The sequence below is a fragment of the Flavobacterium sp. N1719 genome (assembly GCF_025947045.1).
Taxonomy (GTDB): Bacteria; Bacteroidota; Bacteroidia; order Flavobacteriales; family Flavobacteriaceae; genus Flavobacterium; species Flavobacterium stagni.
Genome location: NZ_CP109993.1, coordinates 1,894,022 through 1,918,249 on the forward strand (window position 1 = coordinate 1,894,022; position 24,228 = coordinate 1,918,249).

The following is a 24,228-nucleotide window of genomic DNA, read 5'->3' on the forward strand; positions in this document are numbered from 1 at the left end:
TTGAACGTACCCTCAAAAAACTTAACAGTATGTTTGGTGTCAGATCAATTGGCAGGCGGTGGCGCTGAGCGTTTTTCGGCACAACTTTCTGTTTTTTTGAACCAACAACAAGTCGATGTGCATCATGTCTTGGTGTTGGATGCTATTGAATACGATTATGCGGGGACGATTTTTAATTTAGGCTTAATAAAAAACAAGCATACCGGTTTTTGGGGGAGAATTCAACGATTCAAAGCTCTGTGGTCGTATTTTCGCACCCATCGTTTTGACGTGATTATTGACACCCGTGTGAAAAAGAAATTTTGGCAAGAAGGGTTGATTCATCGTTGGGTTTACAACGCTCCGTATGTATTAATGGTGCATAGTGCGCGAACCGAATGGTACCTTCCCAAAGGGAAATGGGGGGCGCGTTGGATTTATCAAAAAGCCGCTGCTGTTGTGGCTGTTTCCCAAGGAATTTCGACCCAACTCCGAGAGGTTTACCAACTCCAAAACGTTCAGACGATTCCGGTAGCGGTGACCACATTTCCCCAGGAACCCCAGCATTTTTTACCTCCTTTTATTTTAGCCGTGGGTCGGATGAACGATGCCATCAAACAATACGATCGTTTGCTTGCGATGTATGCCCAATCCACGTTGCCTTCCCAAGGTATTCGATTGGTGATATTGGGTGAAGGAGACAAGTTGGCTGAATATAAAGCCCTAGCATCAGCATTAAACATTGAAAATACCGTGCATTTTCCGGGTAGAGTTTCCAATCCGGGATTGTATTACGAAAAAGCCCTATTTACCGTACTGACGAGTAAGAATGAAGGATTTCCTTCTGTACTTTTGGAATCACTGGCTTGTGGAACCCCTGTTATTGCTTATGATTGTCCCACAGGTCCGTCAGAAATTATTCAGCACGAAATCAATGGCTTACTGGTTCCTGACCAAGATGAAACTGCATTTATTACGGCGATGGAACGCATGATTTCCGAGAAAGCCTTATATTTACAATGTAAAGACCAAGCTTCTGCTTCAATCGCCTCCTTTACTTGGGAGGTAATTGGCGCAAAATGGTTAGAAATGCTAGCGAAAATCCGATGAATTTAGAATTTATTGATATCCCCAAAATTAAAAACCCCAAAGGCAACATTGCTGTACTTGAGGGAGAGGTGGTTCCCTTTGAAATCAAAAGAGTATACTATTTGTTTGACGTTCCCTCGGGAGCGCGACGTGGTGGGCATGCGCATAAGAATTTGATGCAAATTTTAATTGCCGTTTCAGGGAGTTTTGATGTGATTTTAAAAGACGGTAGAACGACACATAAAGTGACATTGAACCGTCCCGATCGCGGCCTTTTGATACGGAACAATATTTGGCGGGAAATGGAAAGTTTCTCCGCGGGTGCTGTTGGTTTAGTTTTGGCTTCGGATGTCTATGAGGAATCCGATTATATTCGCACCTTTAAGGAATATCTGGCTCATGTAAAATGAGAATCGTCTATGTCATACCCCGCATGTCGGGCGAGGGAGGTGTTCAACGTGTGATCGCGATGAAAGCCAACTATTGGGTACAACAGCATCAGGCTGAAGTGCATTTGGTGACACACGATCCCACTCCTTCTTTTTATACCTTACATTCTCATGTGCGATTGCATTACATGAAACTTCAAGGCAATCGGTTGGGATATTTTATCCAATATATCAAGCAAGTCAAAGGATTAATCCAACAAATTCAGCCCGATGTGGTCATGGTTTGTGATGGATTCAAAGGTTTTTTTCTACCGTATTTCATTCGCAAAATCCCTTGTGTTTTTGAATCACATGGTTCCTATTATAACCGCGTCTTTCAACCCAATCAATCTTGGGTGAAAGATATGCAGTACCGCATAGAATTGGCCGTAAAGCGCCATATAGCCAAACGATTTTCCCGATTTGTGGTCTTGTCTGAAGCAAGTGCCTCCGAATGGAATTTGCCCAATTCTACGGTTATTCCCAATCCCAATTGGGTGACTAAAGAAGCGGTTCAATCCTATCAACCCACTCCCATTGCGCTTGTGGTGGCCCGTCACAGTTATGAAAAAGGAATCGATCGTGTTTTAGCGATTTGGAAACAATTTACCGGGCAACATCCCGATTGGCAATTGCATATTTATGGATCGGGAGATGCTACAGATCACCAATTATTGGCATCGAAATTAGGGATTACCCCCTCGGTCCGATTTTTTGAACCGGTTCATCAAATGGAAGCGGTATACCAAAAAGCCGGAATGTTTTTAATGACTTCCCGATTTGAAGGGCTGCCCATGTCCATGATTGAGGCGTTAGCATTCGGAATTCCCTGTGTGGCCTACGATTGTCCTGTGGGCCCCCGTTCGTTATTACAGGGCAAAAATGGATTTCTTGTTCAAGATAAAGACGATGCTACTTTTTTAGCGAGAATGAATGCTATTGCTTCGAACAACTATGCTAAAGCGGAGATGTCGAATGCCGCTCGAGAATCGGTGCAGCAGTTTGAATTATCCATTGTGATGCGACGTTGGTTCGATTTGTTATCCGAACTTAGAGTTCGTTAATTGCGCATCAAATAGTATAATTTATACAAGTCGAAAATCCGAATATTGGGTTTGCTGGAACGTAAATTGCGTTTCATTTGTGGGGCAAGTAGCAGTAGAATAGGGTAGAGTATCGGTTTAAGTCGCCATTGCAAAATGCGTTTATGCCATTTCAAGGCCTTAATGTCTTTAGAAGTTATCCATCCTTTTTGTACCATTTTTTTGGCATTTTCCAAGGCTTGTTTTGTTTTTCCTAAAAACACATCGTTCTCTTCCAGTCCGAGGTGAATTGCCGGATTATCAATGTGTGTAATGGTTTGCCCTGTGCTAGCAATTCCTTTTACAAATAGCAAATCTTCGTACCCATAAGAGGCAATCGTCGGATTGAATTGCACGGCTTCAAATACCTTCCTCTCGATGCATAAGTTGGAGGTTAGGCAAGTGGCATACGGATTGATTTGACGTTTTTCAACCGGAATTTCTTCCCTTTTTTTGCCATAAATCCAACGCAGACGAAAGTTAGCCGTCGGTTTTTCAGTTTGGTAAGCAATGCCGCCAAATACAATGTGATGTTCTTGAATCGCCTTCAAATACCGTAGTATAAAATCAGCGTGTTGCGGCATCATATCGCCATCCAAAAACAAAAAGTGGGTTCCTTTTGCCGCTGTTGCCAAAGCGTTTCGATTGGCTGCACGACCTTTGTTTTCCGTATGAGAAATAAATTGACATTGGGGCCAACTGTTGATTTTTTCATTGGATGGGTTCCAATGGGAATGCGATGCATCATCAAAAACCAATATTTCAAAGGGATAGGCTGCTTCGATACACTGTTGGTGTAGTACTTCCACGAGCGGAAGCATATCCCTATCGTATGTTGGCAGCAGGATGGAAAGCATTATACGGTTTTCTGAACCACTTCAAAAATGGCTCCGTCTTCACATTTTAAAGTTTTGGAAGGGTATTTTAACAACAAGGCATAATCGTGCGTTGCCATGATGATGGTTTTTCCGTTGGCATTAATTTTCTTCAACAATTCCAATACTTCGGCACTGGTTTGCGGGTCAAGATTACCTGTGGGTTCGTCGGCCAAAATTAATTCGGGGTCGTTTAATAACGCACGAGCAATGGCCACTCGTTGTTGTTCACCACCCGACAATTGGTGTGGCATTTTGGAAGCAAATCCTTTCATACCAACGTGATCCAACACTTCGTCAATTTTGTCTTGCATTTCCCCTTTGTCGGTCCATCCCGTTGCTTTTAAAACAAACAACATGTTTTCGTTGACCGAACGATCGGGAAGCAATTTAAAATCTTGGAAAACGACGCCTAATTTACGACGTAAAAACGGAATGTCTTTTTCCTTCAAAGATGGTAAATCATAGTCCACCACATATCCTTCACCCACCGTAAGTGATAAATCACCATACAATGTTTTCATCAAACTACTTTTTCCTGTACCACTTTTTCCAATGATGTAAAGGAAATCACCAGGATTCACTTCGAGATTCACTTGGGATAAAATGACACGGTTTTCTTGATAAATCGTTGCATTTTGTAACGATACGACGGGTTGCGACATAAGAGTATTTTGTTAGTGGGGTAAAAGTACTAAAGTTAACGTAGGTTTTCAAAATAAATTTTAGGGAATAGGTGATAGTCGTTAGACGTTGGACTTTAGATGTTAGTTGTTGGAGGAAGTAAGTTTTTGGAAGGGATGTAGAAGTGTATGGGTGTAAATGCGGAAGGGGTTTAAAAATGTAAATGGGAATAAAAGGTAATAATCATAGTTGCCTCGGCTCAATGAAGGCTTAGAAGCTTAGCTTCTCAGAATCTCAGGAGCTTTCATGCACTTTCCTTCGTGTTTTGTTCGATTTTGAAGCAACGCGAGTTATTTTTCCCCAATCGATTAGGGGCACAACTGTGGCACAACTGTGGCACAACCCTGAAGGAAACTAGAAGAAAAGTAAACAGTGTACAGTATTCAGTATTTAGTGTTCAGGTTAACTTAACATGTCATATAGGTTGGAAGTACAATTTGGTTAAATTAAAAATTAGGATACCTTGTGTTAGCTGATATGGGTTAAAATGAAGTTGTTTTTATTTTGAAAAAGCTACAGTTCAGTTTGAAAAGTCAGCGCATTAAAGGCATCGGGATTTCCTACTCGGTCCATCAAAAGGCTGCGATGGATTGGGTTTAAATGAACGAATTGCTGTATAACTTTTGTTAAGAAAAATGTTTATAATAAAACCCGTTAACCTCCCGTTATACTAGGGATACACGTATTTTTGAATACGTACCAAAATTGGATAAACATGCGAAAATTAGAATTGTTTTTAGTGCTTAACGGCTTGGCAATCACCTCTGTGGCTACGGCGCAACAAACCGCGGTATACACCCATCAATTGAGTGATTTTGACCGTGCTGTAGCCTTGTATAAAGACCAACAATATTTGGCGGCTCAGTTACTATTTGATAAAGTCAGTCAGCAAAATAAAGAAGTAGAAGTACAAGCCGATTGTGCTTTTTACATGGCCAGTTGTGCGGTACATTTAAACCAACCCAATGCGGCGACCATGGTACAGGATTTTGCTGCGCAGTACCCCACAAGTACGAAGTTAAACCAGACTTACATTGAAGTCGCCCACTATTACTTCGAGCAAGGCGATTATCCCCACGCGTTGGAGTATTTCGACAAAGTGGATGAAAGTGCGCTCACCTATGAAGAATTGGACCAATTCAATTTCCAAAAAGGCTACGCGTATTTCAGTGCGAAAAAAGCCAAAGAAGCTACGGCCTACTTCAACAAGGTTGCCAATTCCAAAAAATACGGTTCACAAGCCCGTTATTATTTGGGGGTAATGGCCTACGATAATGATAATTTTAAAGATGCCTCCAAGTATTTTGAACAGGTGGCTGGCGATGAAAAGTTCAAAGAAAAATTGTCCTACTTTCAAGCCGACATGAGTTTCCGTCAGGGGAATTTTGACAAAGCCATCGAACAAGGAAAGGCGGCCATGGCGAAGTCCTCTGCGGCTGAAAAATCAGAATTGAATAAGATCATTGGTGAAAGTTATTTTAACCAAAAAAATTACGCCGAAGCCTTGCCGTATTTGAAAGAATACCGCGGTAAAAAAGGCAAATGGAGCAATACCGATTACTACCAATTGGGGTACACCTATTACCAACAAAAAGATTACGAAAACGCCATTTTGCAATTCAATAAAATTATTGACGGGAACGACCATGTTGCGCAAAACGCCTACTATCATTTGGGTGAAAGTTATATGCGTACCGATCGTAAACCCCAAGCGTTAACGGCGTTTAAGAGTGCAGCCGATATGAATTTTGAGGTGAAAATTCAGGAAGATGCGGCTTATAATTATGCGAAGTTGAGTTATGATATTGGGAACTCGTACCAAAGTGTGCCCGATATTCTATCCGGATTTATAAAAAAATACCCCAACAATCCCAACAAAAAAGAAATCGAAGGCTTGTTGATCAATTCTTATATTACTTCCAAAAATTACAAAGAAGCCTTGTATTTGTTGGAGATGAACAAATCACCCGAAAACCGTGGTGCTTACCAAAAAGTGGCTTTTTACCGCGGTTTGGAATTGTATACCGACGGCGATTACAAAGAAGCACAAGTGCTGTTTAAAGCGTCGTTGCGCGAACCCAAAGACGCGCGATTTACAGCCCGTGCTACGTTTTGGAAAGGCGAAACCGAATACCTGTTTGATAATTTTCAAGAAGCCTTGCTCAGTTTCAAACAGTTTGAAGGCATGGCAGAAGCCAAGGGTACTCCCGAGTACAAAAACATCAATTACAACATCGCTTATTGTTATTTTAAACAAAAAGAATACGATCAGGCGGGGAATTATTTCCAAAAGCAAATCGATGCAGTCAAAGACGACCGAATTCGTTTAAACGATTCCTATTTGCGTTTGGGGGATAGCCGATTTGTAACCTCCAAATACTGGCCGGCTATGGATGCCTATAATAAGGCAATTGACATGAAAGTGGTGGATGCCGATTATGCCGCCTATCAAAAAGCCATTAGTTATGGTTTTGTGGCAAAAAATGACCGAAAGATTGAAGATTTTGTGAAGTTTTTACAAACCTTCAAATCTTCGCAATACCGCGATGATGCTTTGTTCGAATTGGCAAATACGTATGTAGCCGAGCGAAAAATTGATCAGGCGATTAAAACCTATGATGATTTATTGAAAGAGTTTCCAGGTGGAACTTATGCTGCCAAAGCGGTTTTACGCCAAGGCTTGGTATATTACAACGATAACAAGGATGAATTGGCTTTAACCAAATTTAAAAAGGTGGCTGCCGATTTTCCTGGAACACCTGAATCCATTGAGGCGGTGACAACTGCCCGATTGATTTATGTGGAAAATGGTCGTGTAGATGAATATGCCACTTGGGTACGTTCGTTAAGTTTTGTCGAAGTGTCCGATAAAGAACTCGATGACGATACATATGAAGCGGCAGAGAAACAGTATTTACAAAACAATGTGAAGTTAGCCATTTCTTCTTTAAACGGCTATATCGCGAAATTCCCTCATGGATTGCATGCATTGAAAGCGAATTTCTATTTGGCCCAATCCTATTATGCGGATGGATTAGAACAAAATGCAGTTCCCAAGTACGAATTTGTGATTGACCAACCCAAAAATGAGTTCACGGAACAATCCTTGGCGCGTTTGTGTGAAATTCATTTGAAGAAAAACGATTATGCCAAAGCTACTCCGGTATTGCAACGTTTGGAAGCCGAAGCGGATTTTCCACAAAATAAAACCTTTGCACAAGCCAATTTGATGCGTGCGTATTACGAAACCAAAGATTACCCGAATGCAGTAGTTTATGCGGATAAAGTGTTGAACAATCCCAAGACGGATAATAAGGTAAAAAGTGATGCACAAATTATCATCGCCCGTTCGGCCATCAAAGCCAATGATGAAGCCAAAGCCCGTGTGGCGTATGCGAATTTGTTGAAAATTGCCAAAGGGGAACTCGCCGCGGAAGCATTGTATTATGACGCCTATTTTAAAAACAAAGACGGCAAATTTGCCGATTCTAATAAAATCGTTCAAAAATTGGCCAAAGACTATTCCGGGTACAAATATTTTGGTGCCAAAGGATTGGTCGTAATGGCTAAAAATTATTATGGAATGAAAGATAGTTTCCAAGCCACCGCCATTTTAGGCAGTGTGATTGACAACTTCGCCGAATACCAAGATGTGGTGGATGAAGCCAAAGCGGAATTGGACCGCATCAAAGGAGAGGAGTCGAAAACCAATTCTTCCATTGAAAACAACGGCAAATAATTAGGGACAACATGAGAAAGCAAAATCTATATATCGCAGTTACGTTAGGGGTACTTTTGGGAAGTTCAACCCTAAGGGCACAAAAACAAGATGAAAACATCGGAACCGAAGTGGTGAATGTGGTCAAGCCGTACACACCCACGATTTCAGATGCTTTTAAAGTAAAAGAAACACCCTCTTTGGAAGATGAAGAAACGACCAAAAGAGAAACCATTCAATACAATATTTTTTCTTTTCCTGTGGCATCCACATTTACCCCAGCCAAAGGAAAAGCGGCCGGAGTAGATCAGGAGCCGAAAGCGAAATTGTATAATAATTATGCCACTTTAGCGGCAGGGAATTACGGCAATATTAACGGCGAATTGTTTCTAACGCATACCTTGGAAAATAGTGATTATGTGGGCGTCATGTTGCGTCACTTATCTTCGCAAGGCGGCATTAAAGATGTTAAGTTGGATGATAATTTTTCCAATACGGGTTTGGACCTAACCTACGGCAGTAAATCCCAAAAAATGGCTTGGAATGCCGATTTAGGCTATCAACGCCAAGTTTACAATTGGTATGGATTGGATTCCAATTTGTATTCGGGAATGACTCCTGAAGCACAGGATGCTTTTTTCAATTCTTTAGAAACCAAGAATGCCTACCAAACCATTTATGCGGGTGGTCGCTTGCAGTTGAGTGAAAGTGCATTCAAAGAAGCCAGTTTGCGATTTACCCATTTTTCGGATAGTTATTCCTCTGCAGAAAACCGTTTTGTTGCCAAACCTTCTTTCGAATTTCGTGTGATGGACGAGAAAGTGAAATTGGATATGGTGTTGGACTATTTGGGCGGTTCGTTTGATAAAGATTATTTCAACACAACCGGAATTAAATACGGGTTTGCCAACTTTGGGGCGCAGCCTTCGTTCCAAATCAATCGCGATGATTTTACGGTGAATTTAGGAGCGGCGTTTTTCTACAGTTCGGCCACAGAGGGCGGCGACAGTAAGTTTTTTGTGTATCCAAAAATTACAGCGAGTTATAAAGTTGTGGGCGATATTATGGTGGCCTATGCTGGGGCAGAAGGAAATTTAAAACAAAACACGTATCGCGATTTTGTGCAAGAGAATTTCTTTTTGTCGCCAACACAAGTGGTGGCTCCCACCGATCAAAAATACGATATCTATTTTGGGTTAAAAGGAAAACTCGCCAATGCCATTGGGTATAATGTTCGGGCCTCTTATTTGACCGAAGATAACCGTGCGTTGTTCCGTAACAATATATATGATGCGGGAGTTGTAGATCCTAAAGATTATGCTTTAGGCAATACATTTGGAGTGGTCTATGATAAGTTGAATACATTAAGCCTCTTTGGGGAATTGAAAGCCGACTTGTCGAAAAATGTGCAGTTTGGCGCCAATGCCACGATCAACAGTTACAAAACTTCTGCCGAGCAAGAAGCCTGGAATTTACCGAGTATCCGCGTAGCCTCTACGTTAGATATTGCCATCACTCAAAAATGGTATACGGGAGGTTCGGTATTTTTTGTAGGTGATCGTAAAGAATACAAATTCCAATACAATTCAGCGGTATTGCCATTAGTTCCCTACACACCAGAAATCATCACGTTAAAGAGTTATTTTGACTTAAATGCTCATTTGGGGTACAAGCATAACGAGCGCATGACCTTTTTCTTAAAAGGCAATAATTTAGCCAATCAGAATTACCAAAAATGGTTGAATTATCCCGTGCAAGGGATTCAGGTGTTATTGGGTGCCAACTTCAAGTTTGATTTCTAATTTCAGAAAAACTATATTTACCAACCTGTAAGCGCTTGTTTACAGGTTTTTTTTTATGCGTATGAAAGACCAGATAAAAGTTCGCTACCAACAATTGTTACAAGACCGCATTGACGTCTTCAAAGACATGATTGCGCAGTTAACCGAAGGGGCACAAAACGATGCTAAAGGTTCGGCAGGCGATAAACATGAAACCGCCTTGTCCATGATGCATTTGGAACAGGAAAAACTGAACAGTAAGCTGAAAGAAGTCCTCGATCAAAAAGCCATCATCGATCGTTTGGATCCCAGTCTAGTAACTACTAAAGTTGCCTTGGGGAGTTTGGTAGCAGTGAATGGAATGTGGTTATTTATTGCTGCAGCCTTACCCAAAATCACCTTCGACGGAAAAACCATCATTGCAGTGTCTCCCCAAGCGCCATTAGGAAGTGCTTTGATGGGGCAGGAGGTGGGGTTTACCACACAAATTAATGGAAATCAATATACTATTGCGGCGATTTTTTAGTTATCTACTAAAGATCAACCGCCATGAAGTATTACGTAACCCTTATTGCCTTGTGCATCGCACCTTTTGTTTGTTCACAGTCTTACGGTGAATTTAAAGTACATGATAACGGCCTTATTTATTCGGAAACAGCCGTTGGAAAATTGAAACATATTGTTGACTCCTTGAATCTCAAATTTAAAGTCTGCGATCTTTCTAAAAATTTTCAAAGTTTACCCCAAGCTCAAGGGTATTATGTTGAATTAGAAGGACCTCGCTGTAAAGAAGCTGTGGCTGATTTAAAGTCAGGGATGTCTGCTGATGTTTTTATTCAAAAGTATCAACCCGAACACAGTTCACTTTTGTCAATTCTTCAACAAGAATACATCAATTACGAAAAACGGACAATGATTAGTTGGCGGATGTTGGATGTTTTGCAACAAAAGGATTATGAAGTAGAACTTCTTAAAGACGAATACAAAACTCAGTTTTCGGGTCCCTTAAAGCAAAAATGGGTATATCATTACAAGGTATATGAATATGATAAAAGTGAGCATTTATCGGCGATGTATTTTTTGTCCTCGCCCGAATCGAATCCCATTCCGTCCCATTATTCTCGAGCCATTCAATATGCTTTGTGCATGATTGATACTACGCAAACGGTGATGTTAACCGAGAAAGTTAATTATGAACGATTTGATCGCAAGCACACCAAAGCTTTTTTGAAGTTTTGGAATTATTTGGAAAAAAAGTATCCCCGTGTAAAACCGCGGCCTTACGATTACGAGTTAGGATTTACCTTATCTCAGTTGAATGAATATGAGATGCCAGATAGTACAGCGACTTCTCCCTATGATTCAATCACGGATATCGATTTTGTCACGGTAGATTCCACAGCTGTCGATACTGCAATCGTCGATACTACAGTTGTTGATACCACTGCGGCCGCATTTCCTTATGTACCCCCCAGACCCTCCCGATTATATCGGCGTTTACAACGAATGACTAAAGAAGAGCGACAACAATTAAGGGCTGAAAATGATGCGAATTACCAGTATAATTATGAGCAGGATAGTATTTGGGATTCCCATTTAGCCGAGCAGGTTCAAAAGCTCTATACATCCGACAAAAAATTTAGCAGTCTATTACGAGCTGCCTATGAAGATGCGATACATAACTCGCGTTCTGACGCCGACTTAGAAAGGGTGGTTGCTTGGACACTTGGTGGACGAGAAGCTTTAGAAATGAAACGTCGACGTCGGGTGATTGGCGGTTGCAGTATGGACCAAGGACCGCGCATTCATGCTCAAGAAATTGCTGTTTTAGCCGCAGAAACGACCAAATGGGAAATTTTCCTTAGAAGTCATTTGGATATTATGAACGATCGCTTTGATCGTGTCAGCGATGGAAGTTATGCCTATGCGGGACGTAAAACCTATATCCGTGAGTTGGAGGTGCTTGATATTAATCTGATTGATTTGATTGTCGGCATAACTTTGCGAATCGACAATCCCTCACCAAACCACTATTACAGTTCGATCAGTCGCATGGGCCGTGCTTTGGCGGAATCCCAAGATCGGGAGCGTATAGAACGAACAATCTTAGAAGCCGTTTCGGCATCCGACTTAGATGTGTACAACCGACAATTGTTTTACTATTTATATATGAATTACGTATATAATTTACCCGATAAGACACAACGAGAGGTTGCTGGAATGCGGCTCAATGCACTACTGCCTACTTTACCTTTCTCTGCAAAAGGGTATGTAGAGGAAAAGTAAGCAACTTTCAAATTCTAAAAAGAACCGTTCAGAAATGAGCGGTTTTCTTTTATATTGTATGGTATTTCTTGATTATTGTTTTAATAATAAACTAAATTTAGATTTATAGTTTTAAAAATATAATCTAAACCACAATTTTGCTTTCACAATAAAACAATAATAAAAGAATACGAGTATGTGTGGATTTTTAGCCATTATAGGAAAAGGAAAAGACGAGCAATTGGTGAAAGCACTTTCAAAGCGTATGGCCCATCGCGGTCCCGATGAAAGTGATATCCATGTTACTGAAAATGGACATATCTTAAGCCATGAGCGTTTATCAATTATCGATTTGCACTCGGGCAAACAACCCATTCAAGGTTCGAAGTCGGCTTGGATGGTACATAATGGCGAAATCTACAACCATCAAGCATTGCGTGAAGGCGTATTGAAAGGACATGCATTCCGCACCAAATCCGATTCGGAAGTGATTGTGCATTTGTATGAAGAATTTGGATACGACTTTGTCGACCAATTGGATGGGGACTTCGCTTTTGTGGTGGTTGATGGCGATGATTACATTGCAGGTCGCGATCCACTTGGAGTGAAACCTTTATATTATGGTATGGACGAACGTGGACGCATGTATTTTGCGTCTGAGATGAAACCGTTGGCGGATCAATGCAAAACGTTTTCCACTTTTCCTCCCGGACATTATTACACCCCTGAAACGGGTTTTGTGAAATACTACAAACCCCAATACGAAGATTATACGGCTTGTGTAGAAGAAGCCGATTTGGCCTTGCTTCGCGAAAAATTGACCGAAGCCACGCGTAAACGATTGATGAGTGATGTGCCAATTGGGGTATTACTTTCTGGAGGATTGGATTCTTCATTAACGTCATCTATCGCTTCGCGTTTGTTGAAAGAACAAGGCAAATCCTTGCATTCGTTTTCAATTGGTTTAGATCCCCATGCGCCCGATGCGGTAGCGGCACGTAAAGTAGCTGAGTTTTTGGGTACTGAACACCATGAGATTCACTTTACTATCGAACAAGGGATTGAAATTTTAGAAAAATTAGTGTGGCATTTGGAAACCTATGATGTGACGTCCATTCGAGCGAGTACACCGATGTATTTCTTGGCCAAAGCCATTACCGAAAAAGGCATTAAGGTGGTGTTATCAGGTGAAGGTGCCGATGAGGTGTTTGGCGGCTATTTGTATTTTAGAAATGCGCCCAGCACGGTTGATTTTACCAAAGAAACCATCGAACGCGTTCAGAAGTTATTTACGGCCGATTTATTACGCGCTGACAAGTCGACCATGGCGCACGGATTGGAGGCACGCGTACCGTTTTTGGACAAAGCCTTTTTGGACTATGCGATGTTGATTAAGGGCGAAGAAAAATTGCCCAAAACCTATGATGGGGTTGAAAAATACATTTTGCGCAAAGCCTTCGATACCCCGGAGCAACCCTATTTACCACAAGAAGTATTGTGGCGTCAGAAGGAACAGTTCTCGGATGGAGTGGGCTATAACTGGATTGACACCTTAATCGACTACTGTTCGGCGCAAGTTACCGATGCACAAATGGAGCAAGCAGCGGACTTGTTCCCGTACAATACACCAGCGACGAAGGAAGCCTATTTCTACCGCACCTTATTCCATAAACATTTCCCACAAATGAGTGCGGCACAAACCGTACGCAAGTGGATACCCAAATGGCAAGAAAACCAGGACCCGAGCGGACGTGCCAATGCGGCTCACGTTCAGGCCGATACCGAAATTGCAAAAAATCCGATCTCCGCATAATCGTCAGATTATATATTGAAGTTTAGTTTGTTTGTTTGAAAAATGCCCGTAATGCAAGTTGCGGGTGTTTTCTTTTTTAACCCAAAAGGTAAGGAGTAAAAACATCCTTAGGAATTGTTTAAAACCCGGTTTGAAAATGAGGTATAGAATTGTGGAAATTAGTACCTTAAAAATCAATAGTTTAGAAAAGCGATTGAAAATAGGTGTTTTTATAGCTTTATTTTGGATTTAAAAAGCAAAAAGGATATTAAACATAAATGTTGATAACTTACCCTATAAAATGCCTTAAATCACTTTAAAATCGTCTTTGATTTTTTATATTTGCGTGTTATACAAAATTCCGAGATTTTTTTATGAGCGAAGAAGTAAAAAAGAACGCGTATTCCGCCGATAGTATTCAGGCGTTAGAAGGAATGGAGCACGTACGGATGCGTCCGTCCATGTACATCGGAGATACCGGAGTGCGAGGTTTACACCATTTGGTTTACGAAGTTGTCGATAATTCCATTGATGAGGCGTTGGCGGGTCACTGTGACACCATCAGCGTAACCATCAACACTGATAATTCCATTACTGTTGAAGACAACGGTCGTGGTATCCCTGTGGACCTACACAAAAAAGAAGGTGTATCTGCCCTTGAGGTGGTTATGACCAAAATTGGTGCTGGGGGTAAATTTGACAAAGATTCCTATAAAGTTTCCGGTGGTTTGCACGGGGTAGGGGTTTCCTGTGTGAATGCCCTTTCTGATCATTTGCGTGCTACGGTTTTCCGTGAAGGAAAAGTGTGGGAACAAGAATACGAGCGCGGAAAAGCGTTGTATCCCGTAAAACAAATTGGTACTACAGAAAAGCGCGGAACTACGGTAACATTCAAACCCGATGGAACCATTTTCACCCAAACTTTAGAATATTCGTACGATACCTTAGCCGCACGTATGCGTGAGTTGTCGTTTTTGAATAAAGGCATTTCGATTACCTTGACCGATATGCGTCATACCGACGATAAAGGCAATCCGGTAGGAGAAACCTTCCATTCGAAAGAAGGGTTGAAAGAATTCGTTAAATTCTTAGACGGTAACCGTGTGCCGATTATTGCTAGCGTCATCAATATGGAGAATGACAAAGGCGAGATTCCGGTAGAAGTAGCCTTAGTCTACAACGACAGTTACTCCGAGAACATCTTTTCGTATGTAAACAACATCAATACGCACGAAGGAGGTACGCACCTTCAAGGATTCCGTATGGGATTAACGCGTACGTTGAAAAAATATGCCGATGCTTCGGGAATGTTGGACAAACTGAAATTTGAGATTTCAGGGGACGACTTCCGTGAAGGATTGACAGCCATTATTTCGGTGAAAGTGGCCGAACCGCAATTTGAAGGGCAAACCAAAACCAAATTGGGGAACCGTGAAGTAGTTTCACCGGTATCACAAGCGGTTTCGGAAATGTTGGAGAATTATTTGGAAGAAAATCCGAATGACGCCCGCACCATTGTTCAGAAAGTAATTTTAGCGGCACAAGCCCGTCACGCAGCGAAGAAAGCGCGCGAGATGGTGCAACGCAAAACCGTTTTAGGCGGTGGCGGATTACCGGGTAAATTATCCGATTGTTCTGAACAAGATCCGGCAAAATGTGAGATTTACTTGGTCGAGGGGGACTCGGCGGGTGGAACGGCTAAACAAGGTCGCGACCGTAACTTCCAGGCGATTTTACCGTTACGTGGTAAGATTTTGAATGTGGAAAAAGCGATGCATCACAAAGTTTTTGAAAACGAAGAGATACGCAACATCTTTACCGCACTCGGAATCACCATTGGTACTGAAGAAGACAGTAAGGCCTTGAACTTGGAGAAATTGCGTTACCACAAAGTTATCATCATGACGGATGCTGACGTGGACGGTAGCCACATTTCGACGTTGATTTTGACCTTCTTCTTCCGATTCATGCGTGAGTTGATTGAAGCGGGACACGTATATATTGCGTCACCACCGTTGTATATGGTGAAAAAAGGAAATAAAAAAGAGTATGCTTGGAACGACGACCAACGCGATTTGATTTCGCAGCAAATGGGAGGAAGCACCAGTGTACAACGTTATAAAGGTTTGGGAGAAATGAACGCGGAGCAGTTGTGGGAAACTACGATGGATCCAAGTATGCGTACGCTACGCCAGGTGACGATTGATAACCTCACCGAAGCCGACCGCATCTTTTCGATGTTGATGGGGGATGAGGTACCACCGCGTCGCGACTTCATCGAGAAAAATGCAGTATACGCGAAAATTGATGCCTAACGAAATTTGAAAAAGGATGTCCTAGCCCCGATGGTAGTGGAAATCCTTTTTTGTTTTATCCGGTTACGGTAAAACAAAAAAGATTGAAACGGACAGCGGGAATAGCTTCAAAAAATAAAAAAATAATACAAACTTATTAATTACATTTTACAATGAAAGTTACGATAGTAGGAGCAGGAAACGTAGGCGCAACATGCGTAGACGCGATTGCTCACCGAAGAATTGCCAGTGAAATTGTGGTCGTAGATATCAAAGAAGGCTTTGCAGAAGGGAAAGCGATGGATATCATGCAAACGCAAACGACTTTAGGATTCAATACTAAAGTGGTTGGAAGCACCAATGATTACAGCAAAACAGCTGGAAGTGATGTGGTGGTAATTACTTCGGGAATTCCGAGAAAACCGGGGATGACCCGTGAAGAGTTGATTGGTATCAACGCGGGCATCGTTAAAGGAGTGGCAGAACAATTGTTGGCGCATTCTCCCAATGCGATTGTAGTGGTGGTTTCCAACCCGATGGACACAATGACCTATTTAACGTTAAAAGCTACGGGCTTACCGAAAAACCGTATCATCGGTATGGGTGGTGCATTGGATAGCTCACGTTTCAAATATTTCTTGTCGCAAGCGATGGACAAGCCAGCCAATGACATTCAAGGGATGGTGATTGGCGGACACGGCGATACGACCATGATTCCGTTGACGCGTTTGGCTTCGTACAATGGTGTGCCTGTTTCACAATTCTTATCGGAAGAGGCTTTGGCAAAAGTAGCGGCTGATACGATGGTTGGTGGCGCTACCTTAACGGGATTATTAGGAACTTCCGCTTGGTATGCACCGGGCGCTTCAGTGGCGTATTTGGTGGATGCTATTTTGAACGACCAGAAAAAAATGATTCCTTGTTCGGTACTTTTAGAAGGGGAATACGGTCAAGACGACATCTGTATGGGTGTGCCTTGTATTATTGGTAAAAACGGGGTAGAACAAATTGTGGATGTTGCCTTAAACGATGCGGAAAAAGCCTTGTTTGCGAAAAGTGCCGATGCGGTGCGCGCGATGAATGGCGATTTGAAATCGATTTTGGGTTAATAATCCTTGAAATATTTAGAAGAGACCGCATTTTTGCGGTCTTTTTTTTAATAATAAGTGTCTAAATAATTTGTTAATCATTCGGTTAATTTTATATTTGCACGTTTCAAAAAATCTGTCTGTGGGATAGGGTGTTGGTTTTTTCTGAGAATCAACGGGTTAGCCTACGGCAGTTGTTTTTGGTGAAGAGTTAACAAAAATTAATTAATTTTTAGTAGTAATGCAGAATAAGGGACTCGTTAAGTTTTTTGCAATTTTATTTGCTTTGGTAAGTATTTACCAGCTTTCATTCACTTTCGTAGCGAATGGAATTAAGAAAGACGCCAAGGCATTTGCCGAGCAAAAATTGGCCGAAATCAAGAAAAAAGCTGCTCCAGGTCAGCCACTTCCGGAAGTATCCGAATTGGAAGTACAATACTTGGATTCTTTGAAAAAAGTAGATGTTTTTAGTCTTGGTTTTGCCGACTACAACTATGAAGATGTAAGCAACAAACAAATCAACAAAGGTTTGGACTTAGAGGGGGGGATCAACGTGATTCTTCAAATCTCTGTGAAAGACGTATTGAAAGGGTTGTCAAGCGACTCTAAAAATGCGGTTTTCAACAAAGCTTTGGATAATGCTGCTAAAATTCAACAAGGTAATGAGTCGTATTTGGACGCGTTCTTCCGTGCTTTTGATGAAGCTGCGGCAGGAACAGGGACAAAATTAGCTTCTCCTGATGTTTTCGCTAACAAAAACCTATCGGACGAGATCAACTTCAAAATGTCGGATGACCAAGTGAAGAAAGTGATCCGTCGTAAAGTGGACGAATCGGTAGATTCTGCTTTTGGGGTATTGCGCAAACGTATCGATAAATTTGGGGTTGTTCAACCGAACATCGCAAAATTGGGTCAGACCGGTCGTATTTTGGTAGAATTACCAGGAGCGAAAGATGTTGACCGTATTAAAAAATTATTACAATCTACTGCACAATTGGAGTTTTGGGAAACCTACCGTTTGGAAGAAATGGGAACGTTTTTTGAAACGGCTAACCAAGCGTTACGCACTTCGGATGTAGCAGCAAAAACAACAGAAGACAAAACGGTTGTAAACGACTCGTTAAAAGCGATGTTGGGTAACAAATCGAAAGATTCAGTATCAAAAAACACCGCTGATTTAGGTCCGTTGAAAAGTCGTATGACTTACGGTGGTGGTCCTGTATTAGGTGTTGTTGCTGCAAAAGATACGGCTAAAGTGGGAGAATATTTGCGTCGTGCAGACATTCGTAACTTAATCCCAGCAGACAAGCGTTTCGCGAAATTTGTATGGAGTAAAGCCAATGTATCGGTTGATCCAAAAACAAAAAAAGAATCACAAACTTTTGAATTGTATGCTTTAAAAGGAAACAAAGATAATGTAGCTCCTTTAAGTGGTGGTGTGATTGTAGATGCTCGTGACACGTTTGACCAATTGGGTAAACCAGCGGTTTCTATGCAAATGAACGGTCAAGGTGCTAAAACATGGGAAGAATTAACAGGTAAGGCTTATACAGACAAAGGATTTATCGCTATTGTATTGGATAACGTAGTGTATTCTGCACCGGGTGTATCAACAGGTCCAATTGCGGGTGGTCGTTCTGAAATTTCAGGAAACTTTGATGTGGCTGAAACCAAAGACTTAGCAAACGTATTGCGTGCGGGTAAATTACCGGCTGCAGCTGAAATCGTTCAGTCAGAAGTTGTAGGTCCGTCTTTAGGACAAAAAGCGATTGATGCGGGTACTACTTCATCTATTGTTGGTTTGGTATTGGTATGTTTATGGATGATGTTCTACTACGGTAGAGCAGGTCTATACGCTAACATTGCCTTATTAGTAAACTTATTGTTCTTGTTTGGTATCTTAGCTAGTTTAGGTGCGGTATTGACGTTACCAGGTATTGCAGGTATCGTATTGACCTTGGGTACGGCGGTTGATGCTAACATCATTATTTATGAAAGAGCGAAAGAAGAATTGCGCGATGGAAAATCGTTAGGAGAAGCTGTGGTGACTTCTTACGGTTGGAAAGGGGCAATGCGTTCGATTATTGATGCCAACGTTACCCACGTTTTAACAGGAGCAATTCTTTACATTTTCGGTACAGGACCCATTCAAGGTTTCGCAACTACATTGTTGATTGGTATTTTCACGTCGTTGTTTACGTCCATCTTTATTGCGCGTATCTTCATCGACAGAGATGTGGCCAACAATAAACCGTTAGCATTTACAACCAACTTAACAAAGAACTGGTTTACAGGATTTAACTTTGACTTCATCGGCATTAAGAAATATTCGTATATCTTCTCGACGTTAGTTGTCATTGTAAGCTGTGTATCCTTCTATTTTAATGGATTGGATGAAGGCGTTGACTTTGTGGGTGGACGTACATTCCAAATTAAATTTGAAAAGACTGTGGATGCTTCAGTTATTTCTGAAGAGTTAACCAAAGAATTTGGAACAACTGTAGAAGCCAAAGTATTTGGTGATGATGACCAATTGAAAATCACAACCAAATACAAAATCAAGGAAGAATCAGAAAACACTGATAAAGAAGTTAACGAGAAGTTATATAACGCCTTGTCTAAATACTTCCCAGGTACAAAATATGAGCAATTCATCAATACTTACGACGGTAAAAAAGTTGGGGTGTTGCAAGCTTCTAAAGTAGGAGCAGCCATTTCAGCAGATATCAAAACCAACTCGTTCTGGGCGGTTATTGGTGCGATGTTGATTGTAGGTTTGTACTTGGTAGTTTCATTCCGCAAATGGCAGTATTCCTTAGGAGCGTTAGCAGCCGTATTCCACGACGTAATCTTCGTATTGGGTGTTTACTCTTTAGGATACAAATATGCACCTTTCCACATGGAAATGGATCAACACTTCATCGCGGCGATTTTGACCGTAATTGGTTACTCAATGAACGATACCGTAATTGTATTTGACCGTATTCGTGAGTTCTTGGCAGGTAACCGTAAGGGTCACTTCAAAGATGTGGTAAATGCTTCGATTAATACAACGTTATCCCGTACATTGAATACTTCATTAACGATGATCATGGTATTGTTAATCATGTTTATCTTCGGTGGGGAATCGATTCGCGGATTCGTATTTGCGATGCTTATTGGTATCGTAATCGGTACGTATTCATCGTTATTTATTGCAACACCGGTATTGGTAGATACCATGAAACAAAGCGATATCGATGATATTGAAAAACGTCACTTTACAGATCAAGAATAATTGATTGTAGACATACATTGAAAACCACTCTTCGAGTGGTTTTTTTTTGGAGTAGCAGGGAAGGATAGTGCTTTGTAGAGTGTAGAAAGTGTAAAGGGTGTAGAAAGTGTAAAGGGTGTAGAAAGTGTAAAGGGTGTAGTAAGTGTAAAGGTGTAAAGGGTGAAAAGAGGAGTGTATTAAAGTATGAATTTACAGTGTGCTAAGTGTAATGAGGCATTAAGTTTAATTAGTTTAATAGATGTTAAGGTTTAAAGGAGTAAAAGGGCAATCCAAGGAATTCAAGTTACGTGAGGGTTTTTTGTTTAGTTGAATAAGGGTAACAAAAGGCATAAAAAAAACCTCCTGAAGGAGGTTGTATCACTTTAAATATCGATGTCATCGGGTAGAGGTCGTTCCGCCATGAAGAGGAAATAGAGTCCAACCAGGATAAAAGGAATACTCAGCCATTGACCGGTTGAGAACTGATTGAATCCGTCGATTTTCTCTAGACCTCCTTGGGATTCTTTTACAAATTCGACCACAAAGCGAACGGTCCACAATAAAATCAGGAAAACTCCAAAAATGAGTCCGTGTTTTTCGGCTGCTTTCGTCCTCCAATACAAGTAAAACAAGATAAAGAAAACAAAGATATAGCAGAAGGATTCATACAATTGTGCAGGGTAACGATAAGGTACTTGCGCCAAGAGATCAGCAAATTTGGGATCGTGAACTAAAGCATGATAAGCGGCTTCTGGAGTAGCCTGGCCTGTTTTTTCCATGATGATTTGTGCAGGAAAGGTATCGTGAACAAATCGAGTAGCGAGAAAGCTGTTGGCATTGGTTACTTTTCCAATGATTTCTGAATTGAAGAAGTTGCCAATACGCACGAATATAGCGCCACAAGCTACAGGAATAACGACTCTATCCAAAACCCACAATAGCGGTCGGTTAATGACTTTTTTGCTGTAAAAATACATAGTAATGATTATGGCAATCGCTGCACCATGGCTAGCCAAACCTGCAAAACCCGTAAATTGGAATTCGGGTTCAAATTGGAAAGGCAATAAAATCTCAGCAGGATGATTGCGGAAGTATTCCCATTCGTAGAAAAATACATGTCCCAAGCGCGCACCCAAGAGTGTAGCTAATACAGTCCAAATGAAAAGCGTGTCGAGTTTATCCAGCGACTCTTTTTCATTTTCGTAAATGCGTTTCATAATGTACCAACCCAACGCAAAGGCGATGACGAACATTAAGCTGTAAATACGAATGTTTAAAGGGCCGAGGTGAAAGCCTTCTGCGGGATTCCAAATCATAGTTTTTGGGGATGTTTGATTATAACCAAAAATAAGTATTTATTTTTTGGATGTATTTAAAATTATGTTATTTATCGGTATTTTTTTTAGGTGGCACAGGGTCATAACCGGTTTTTCCCCAAGGGTGACAGGAAAGAATTCGTTTTATACCTAAATAACTTCCTTTAAGTGGTCCGTGGATTTGCACTGCTTCTATAAAATAATGGGAGCAGGTAGGATGAAAGCGACAAGTTGAAGGTGTGAAAGGCGAAATAGCCGTTTGATAAAAGCGGATGAGTGCAATTATCGGGTAGGCTATTATTTTCTTTATCATAATTACAACGTAAAGGTGGTGCCTTCTTTTCCGTCTTTCAATTGAATACCTAATTCACTGAGTCGGTCGCGAATTTCATCAGATAACGCCCAGTTTTTGTTGGCGCGGGCATTGTTTCGCATCGCAATCAACATTTCAACTACACCGCTTAATTTATCGGTGTTTGAAGCCGTTTTCTTACTGTTTTTTATACCCAATACCTCATGGATAAATGCATGAAGCGTAGTTTTGAGTAATTGTATATCTTCCGCAGTTAATTGCTCTTTTTGGTCGTTCACCAAATTGATGTAACGAATGCCTTCAAAAAGGTGTGCGATGAGAATAGGAGTGTTGAAGTCATCGTTCATGGCTTCATAACACTGGTCAACCCATGCAGCAATGGATAACGTTGATGTAGGCGCCGGACTTAATTTTTCAAGTAAATCCAAGGCTTCCATCATACGGTTATAGCCTTTTTCACTGGCCAACATGGCTTCGTTGGAAATATCCAAAACGCTTCTGTAGTGGGCTTGCAAAAAGCAAAAACGGACCACAGCAGGATCAAAAGCCTTATCGAAAAAGTCGTTTTTACCTTCGAGGAGTTCCATTGGGAGGATATAATTTCCGGTAGATTTACTCATGCGCAGGCCGTTCATGGTCAGCATGTTCGCATGCATCCAGTAGTTGACCGGACTTTTTTCATTGCACCCTTTTCCTTGTGCGACTTCACATTCGTGGTGTGGAAATTTTAAGTCTAATCCGCCGCCATGAATGTCAAATGTTTCGCCCAAATATTTCGTACTCATAGCGGTACATTCAAGGTGCCAACCCGGGAAACCTTCTCCCCAAGGTGAGTTCCAACGCATGATATGTGCGGGTGAGGCATTTTTCCACAAGGCAAAGTCTTGCGGATTTTTCTTCTCGTTTTGTCCGTCCAAATCACGTGTGTTGGCTAATAGTTCTTCCACATTACGGTTACTAAGTTCGCCGTAATTGAGTCCGCGTTTATTGTATTCTAACACATCAAAATACACAGAACCGTTACTCACATAAGCCAGACCTTTATCAATTAACTTTTGGGTGAGTTCGATTTGTTCGATAATATGTCCGGTAGCCGTGGGTTCAATACTCGGTGGAAGGAAATTGAAAAGTTCCAACACCCGATGAAAATCCACTGTATACTTCTGAACCACTTCCATCGGTTCTAATTTTTCCAATCGCGATTGTTTCACAAAGCGATCGTTGTCTACATTCCCGTCATCGGTAAGGTGACCCGCATCGGTGATGTTTCGAACATAGCGAACATTGTACCCTAAATGCATGAGGTAGCGGTAAATCATATCAAAACTCATGAAGGTACGTAAATTTCCCATATGTACATTGCTATACACGGTTGGTCCACAAACATACATTCCTACATTTCCTTCGGTGATGGGTTGGAATGTTTCCTTCGTTCCGGTTAGTGAATTGTAAATTTTGAGCGTATGGTTTTGATATAATTTAGTCATGATAATCGATTAGAAACGCGTATCTAGTTTAATATATTCTAAAAATTCTTGGCGAACGGCATCTTCTTTGAATTTACCACCAAATTCAGCGGTTACCGTACTGCTTTCAATATCGCGGATACCACGAGAATTCACACAAAGGTGTTTGGCATCAATGATACATGCCACATCGTCTGTTTTTAGAACTTGTTGTAATTCACGGACAATTTGAATGGTCAAACGTTCTTGTACTTGAGGACGTTTCGCATAAAAATCGACAATACGATTCATTTTTGAAAGTCCGACAACGTTTCCATTAGAGATATAGGCCACGTGTGCTCTCCCTACGATGGGGAGTAAATGATGCTCACAGGTTGAATAAACGGTGATGTTTTTTTCAACCAACATTTCATTGTATTTGTATTTGTTTTCAAATGTTGAAGAGCCTGGTTTCTTGTTGGGATTTAATCCTCCAAATATTTCTTTGACAAACATTTTGGCCACTCGGTTGGGTGTGCCTTTCAAACTGTCGTCGGTAAGGTCCATTCCTAAGGTGTTAAGAATGTTTTCAACATCTTTTTTTATTGATTCAATTTTTTGTTCGTCTGATAGCTGAAATGCGTCAGCGCGAAGGGGAGTATTTTCGTTGGTAGCAATGTGATTATTGCCCATTTCATCCTGTAAATTGTCCTCAGAAATCATTGATATTTGTTAAAGTTATAAAGCAATTTTTGATTCGCAAAGATAACCATAAATGGGTAAGATGTTGCAGATTCTCATTCAAAATTAAAATTTACGTATT

Annotated in this window: 17 protein-coding genes; 11 read left to right on the plus strand and 6 right to left on the minus strand. The window is 41.1% G+C overall.

What is annotated here, in order from left to right:
- The 3 genes from OLM45_RS08145 to OLM45_RS08155 are packed head-to-tail and all read left to right on the plus strand — an operon-like array spanning position 1 to position 2,560.
- Positions 1–1,089, plus strand: a complete 1,089-nt coding sequence (locus OLM45_RS08145; RefSeq protein ID WP_264509498.1) for a glycosyltransferase — start codon at positions 1–3, stop codon at positions 1,087–1,089.
- Positions 1,086–1,478 (plus strand): sugar 3,4-ketoisomerase, encoded by a 393-nt coding sequence (locus OLM45_RS08150; RefSeq protein WP_129460997.1) that lies wholly within the window; start codon positions 1,086–1,088, stop codon positions 1,476–1,478. Before OLM45_RS08145 ends, OLM45_RS08150 begins: the two co-directional genes overlap by 4 nt.
- Positions 1,475–2,560: a glycosyltransferase gene (locus tag OLM45_RS08155; RefSeq protein ID WP_264509499.1), complete on the plus strand. Its 1,086-nt coding sequence runs from the start codon at positions 1,475–1,477 to the stop codon at positions 2,558–2,560. Before OLM45_RS08150 ends, OLM45_RS08155 begins: the two co-directional genes overlap by 4 nt.
- Here the strand turns inward: OLM45_RS08155 and OLM45_RS08160 are convergent.
- Both OLM45_RS08160 and OLM45_RS08165 read right to left on the minus strand, forming a co-directional pair.
- Positions 2,557–3,435: a glycosyltransferase family 2 protein gene (locus OLM45_RS08160; protein ID WP_264509500.1), complete on the minus strand. Its 879-nt coding sequence runs from the start codon at positions 3,433–3,435 to the stop codon at positions 2,557–2,559. The two genes, OLM45_RS08155 and OLM45_RS08160, sit on opposite strands and share 4 nt — an antisense overlap.
- A complete protein-coding gene (locus OLM45_RS08165; RefSeq protein ID WP_264509501.1) occupies positions 3,435–4,118 on the minus strand; it encodes a cell division ATP-binding protein FtsE in 684 nt (227 codons plus the stop codon). The genes OLM45_RS08160 and OLM45_RS08165 overlap by 1 nt, the downstream gene beginning before the upstream one ends.
- A 734-nt stretch (positions 4,119–4,852) precedes the next feature.
- Here OLM45_RS08165 and OLM45_RS08170 point away from each other — a divergent pair.
- The 8 genes from OLM45_RS08170 (at position 4,853) to secDF (ending at position 20,352) form a co-directional block, all read left to right on the plus strand.
- Positions 4,853–7,876, plus strand: a complete 3,024-nt coding sequence (locus OLM45_RS08170) for a tetratricopeptide repeat protein (protein WP_264509502.1) — start codon at positions 4,853–4,855, stop codon at positions 7,874–7,876.
- 11 nt (positions 7,877–7,887) lie between these two features.
- Entirely contained in the window at positions 7,888–9,657 is a 1,770-nt protein-coding gene (locus OLM45_RS08175) for a TonB-dependent receptor (RefSeq protein ID WP_264509503.1), read from the plus strand.
- 61 nt (positions 9,658–9,718) lie between these two features.
- Positions 9,719–10,162 carry a hypothetical protein gene (locus OLM45_RS08180; protein ID WP_319799968.1) on the plus strand — a complete coding sequence of 148 codons (444 nt, stop codon included), beginning with the start codon at positions 9,719–9,721 and terminating at the stop codon, positions 10,160–10,162.
- Positions 10,163–10,185: 23 nt separating this feature from the next.
- Complete coding sequence (locus OLM45_RS08185) at positions 10,186–11,922, plus strand: hypothetical protein (RefSeq protein ID WP_264509505.1); 1,737 nt, start codon at positions 10,186–10,188, stop codon at positions 11,920–11,922.
- 175 nt (positions 11,923–12,097) lie between these two features.
- A complete protein-coding gene (gene asnB, locus OLM45_RS08190) occupies positions 12,098–13,714 on the plus strand; it encodes an asparagine synthase B (protein WP_264509506.1) in 1,617 nt (538 codons plus the stop codon).
- Positions 13,715–14,067: 353 nt separating this feature from the next.
- Complete coding sequence (gene gyrB, locus OLM45_RS08195) at positions 14,068–16,008, plus strand: DNA topoisomerase (ATP-hydrolyzing) subunit B (RefSeq protein ID WP_129461006.1); 1,941 nt, start codon at positions 14,068–14,070, stop codon at positions 16,006–16,008.
- Positions 16,009–16,160: 152 nt separating this feature from the next.
- The gene (locus OLM45_RS08200) at positions 16,161–17,096 is read left to right on the plus strand and encodes a malate dehydrogenase (RefSeq protein ID WP_264509507.1); all 936 of its coding nucleotides are present in this window, start codon (positions 16,161–16,163) and stop codon (positions 17,094–17,096) included.
- A 220-nt stretch (positions 17,097–17,316) separates the two neighbouring features.
- A complete protein-coding gene (gene secDF, locus OLM45_RS08205; protein WP_264509508.1) occupies positions 17,317–20,352 on the plus strand; it encodes a protein translocase subunit SecDF in 3,036 nt (1,011 codons plus the stop codon).
- A gap of 362 nt (positions 20,353–20,714) precedes the next feature.
- Here secDF and lgt read toward each other — a convergent pair whose 3' ends face one another.
- From lgt to folE, 4 genes are all read right to left on the minus strand, one after another.
- Positions 20,715–21,647: a prolipoprotein diacylglyceryl transferase gene (gene lgt, locus OLM45_RS08210; protein WP_264509509.1), complete on the minus strand. Its 933-nt coding sequence runs from the start codon at positions 21,645–21,647 to the stop codon at positions 20,715–20,717.
- A gap of 67 nt (positions 21,648–21,714) precedes the next feature.
- Entirely contained in the window at positions 21,715–21,960 is a 246-nt protein-coding gene (yidD, locus tag OLM45_RS08215) for a membrane protein insertion efficiency factor YidD (protein WP_206733876.1), read from the minus strand.
- Between the two features lie 2 nt (positions 21,961–21,962).
- The gene (gene cysS / locus OLM45_RS08220) at positions 21,963–23,447 is read right to left on the minus strand and encodes a cysteine--tRNA ligase (protein WP_264509510.1); all 1,485 of its coding nucleotides are present in this window, start codon (positions 23,445–23,447) and stop codon (positions 21,963–21,965) included.
- Positions 23,448–23,456: 9 nt separating this feature from the next.
- The gene (gene folE, locus OLM45_RS08225) at positions 23,457–24,128 is read right to left on the minus strand and encodes a GTP cyclohydrolase I FolE (RefSeq protein WP_264509511.1); all 672 of its coding nucleotides are present in this window, start codon (positions 24,126–24,128) and stop codon (positions 23,457–23,459) included.
- Positions 24,129–24,228 lie beyond the last annotated feature (100 nt).

Excerpts from the sequence above, each read along its gene's own strand:
- OLM45_RS08150 (WP_129460997.1), top strand. The coding sequence starts at position 1,086 with ATGAATTTAGAATTTATTGATATCCCCAAAATTAAAAACCCCAAAGGC.
- OLM45_RS08155 (WP_264509499.1), top strand. The coding sequence starts at position 1,475 with ATGAGAATCGTCTATGTCATACCCCGCATGTCGGGCGAGGGAGGTGTT.
- OLM45_RS08160 (WP_264509500.1), bottom strand. The coding sequence starts at position 3,435 with ATGCTTTCCATCCTGCTGCCAACATACGATAGGGATATGCTTCCGCTC.
- OLM45_RS08165 (WP_264509501.1), bottom strand. The coding sequence starts at position 4,118 with ATGTCGCAACCCGTCGTATCGTTACAAAATGCAACGATTTATCAAGAA.
- OLM45_RS08170 (WP_264509502.1), top strand. The coding sequence starts at position 4,853 with ATGCGAAAATTAGAATTGTTTTTAGTGCTTAACGGCTTGGCAATCACC.
- OLM45_RS08175 (WP_264509503.1), top strand. The coding sequence starts at position 7,888 with ATGAGAAAGCAAAATCTATATATCGCAGTTACGTTAGGGGTACTTTTG.
- OLM45_RS08180 (WP_319799968.1), top strand. The coding sequence starts at position 9,719 with ATGAAAGACCAGATAAAAGTTCGCTACCAACAATTGTTACAAGACCGC.
- OLM45_RS08185 (WP_264509505.1), top strand. The coding sequence starts at position 10,186 with ATGAAGTATTACGTAACCCTTATTGCCTTGTGCATCGCACCTTTTGTT.
- asnB (WP_264509506.1), top strand. The coding sequence starts at position 12,098 with ATGTGTGGATTTTTAGCCATTATAGGAAAAGGAAAAGACGAGCAATTG.
- gyrB (WP_129461006.1), top strand. The coding sequence starts at position 14,068 with ATGAGCGAAGAAGTAAAAAAGAACGCGTATTCCGCCGATAGTATTCAG.
- OLM45_RS08200 (WP_264509507.1), top strand. The coding sequence starts at position 16,161 with ATGAAAGTTACGATAGTAGGAGCAGGAAACGTAGGCGCAACATGCGTA.
- secDF (WP_264509508.1), top strand. The coding sequence starts at position 17,317 with ATGCAGAATAAGGGACTCGTTAAGTTTTTTGCAATTTTATTTGCTTTG.
- lgt (WP_264509509.1), bottom strand. The coding sequence starts at position 21,647 with ATGATTTGGAATCCCGCAGAAGGCTTTCACCTCGGCCCTTTAAACATT.
- yidD (WP_206733876.1), bottom strand. The coding sequence starts at position 21,960 with ATGATAAAGAAAATAATAGCCTACCCGATAATTGCACTCATCCGCTTT.
- cysS (WP_264509510.1), bottom strand. The coding sequence starts at position 23,447 with ATGACTAAATTATATCAAAACCATACGCTCAAAATTTACAATTCACTA.
- folE (WP_264509511.1), bottom strand. The coding sequence starts at position 24,128 with ATGATTTCTGAGGACAATTTACAGGATGAAATGGGCAATAATCACATT.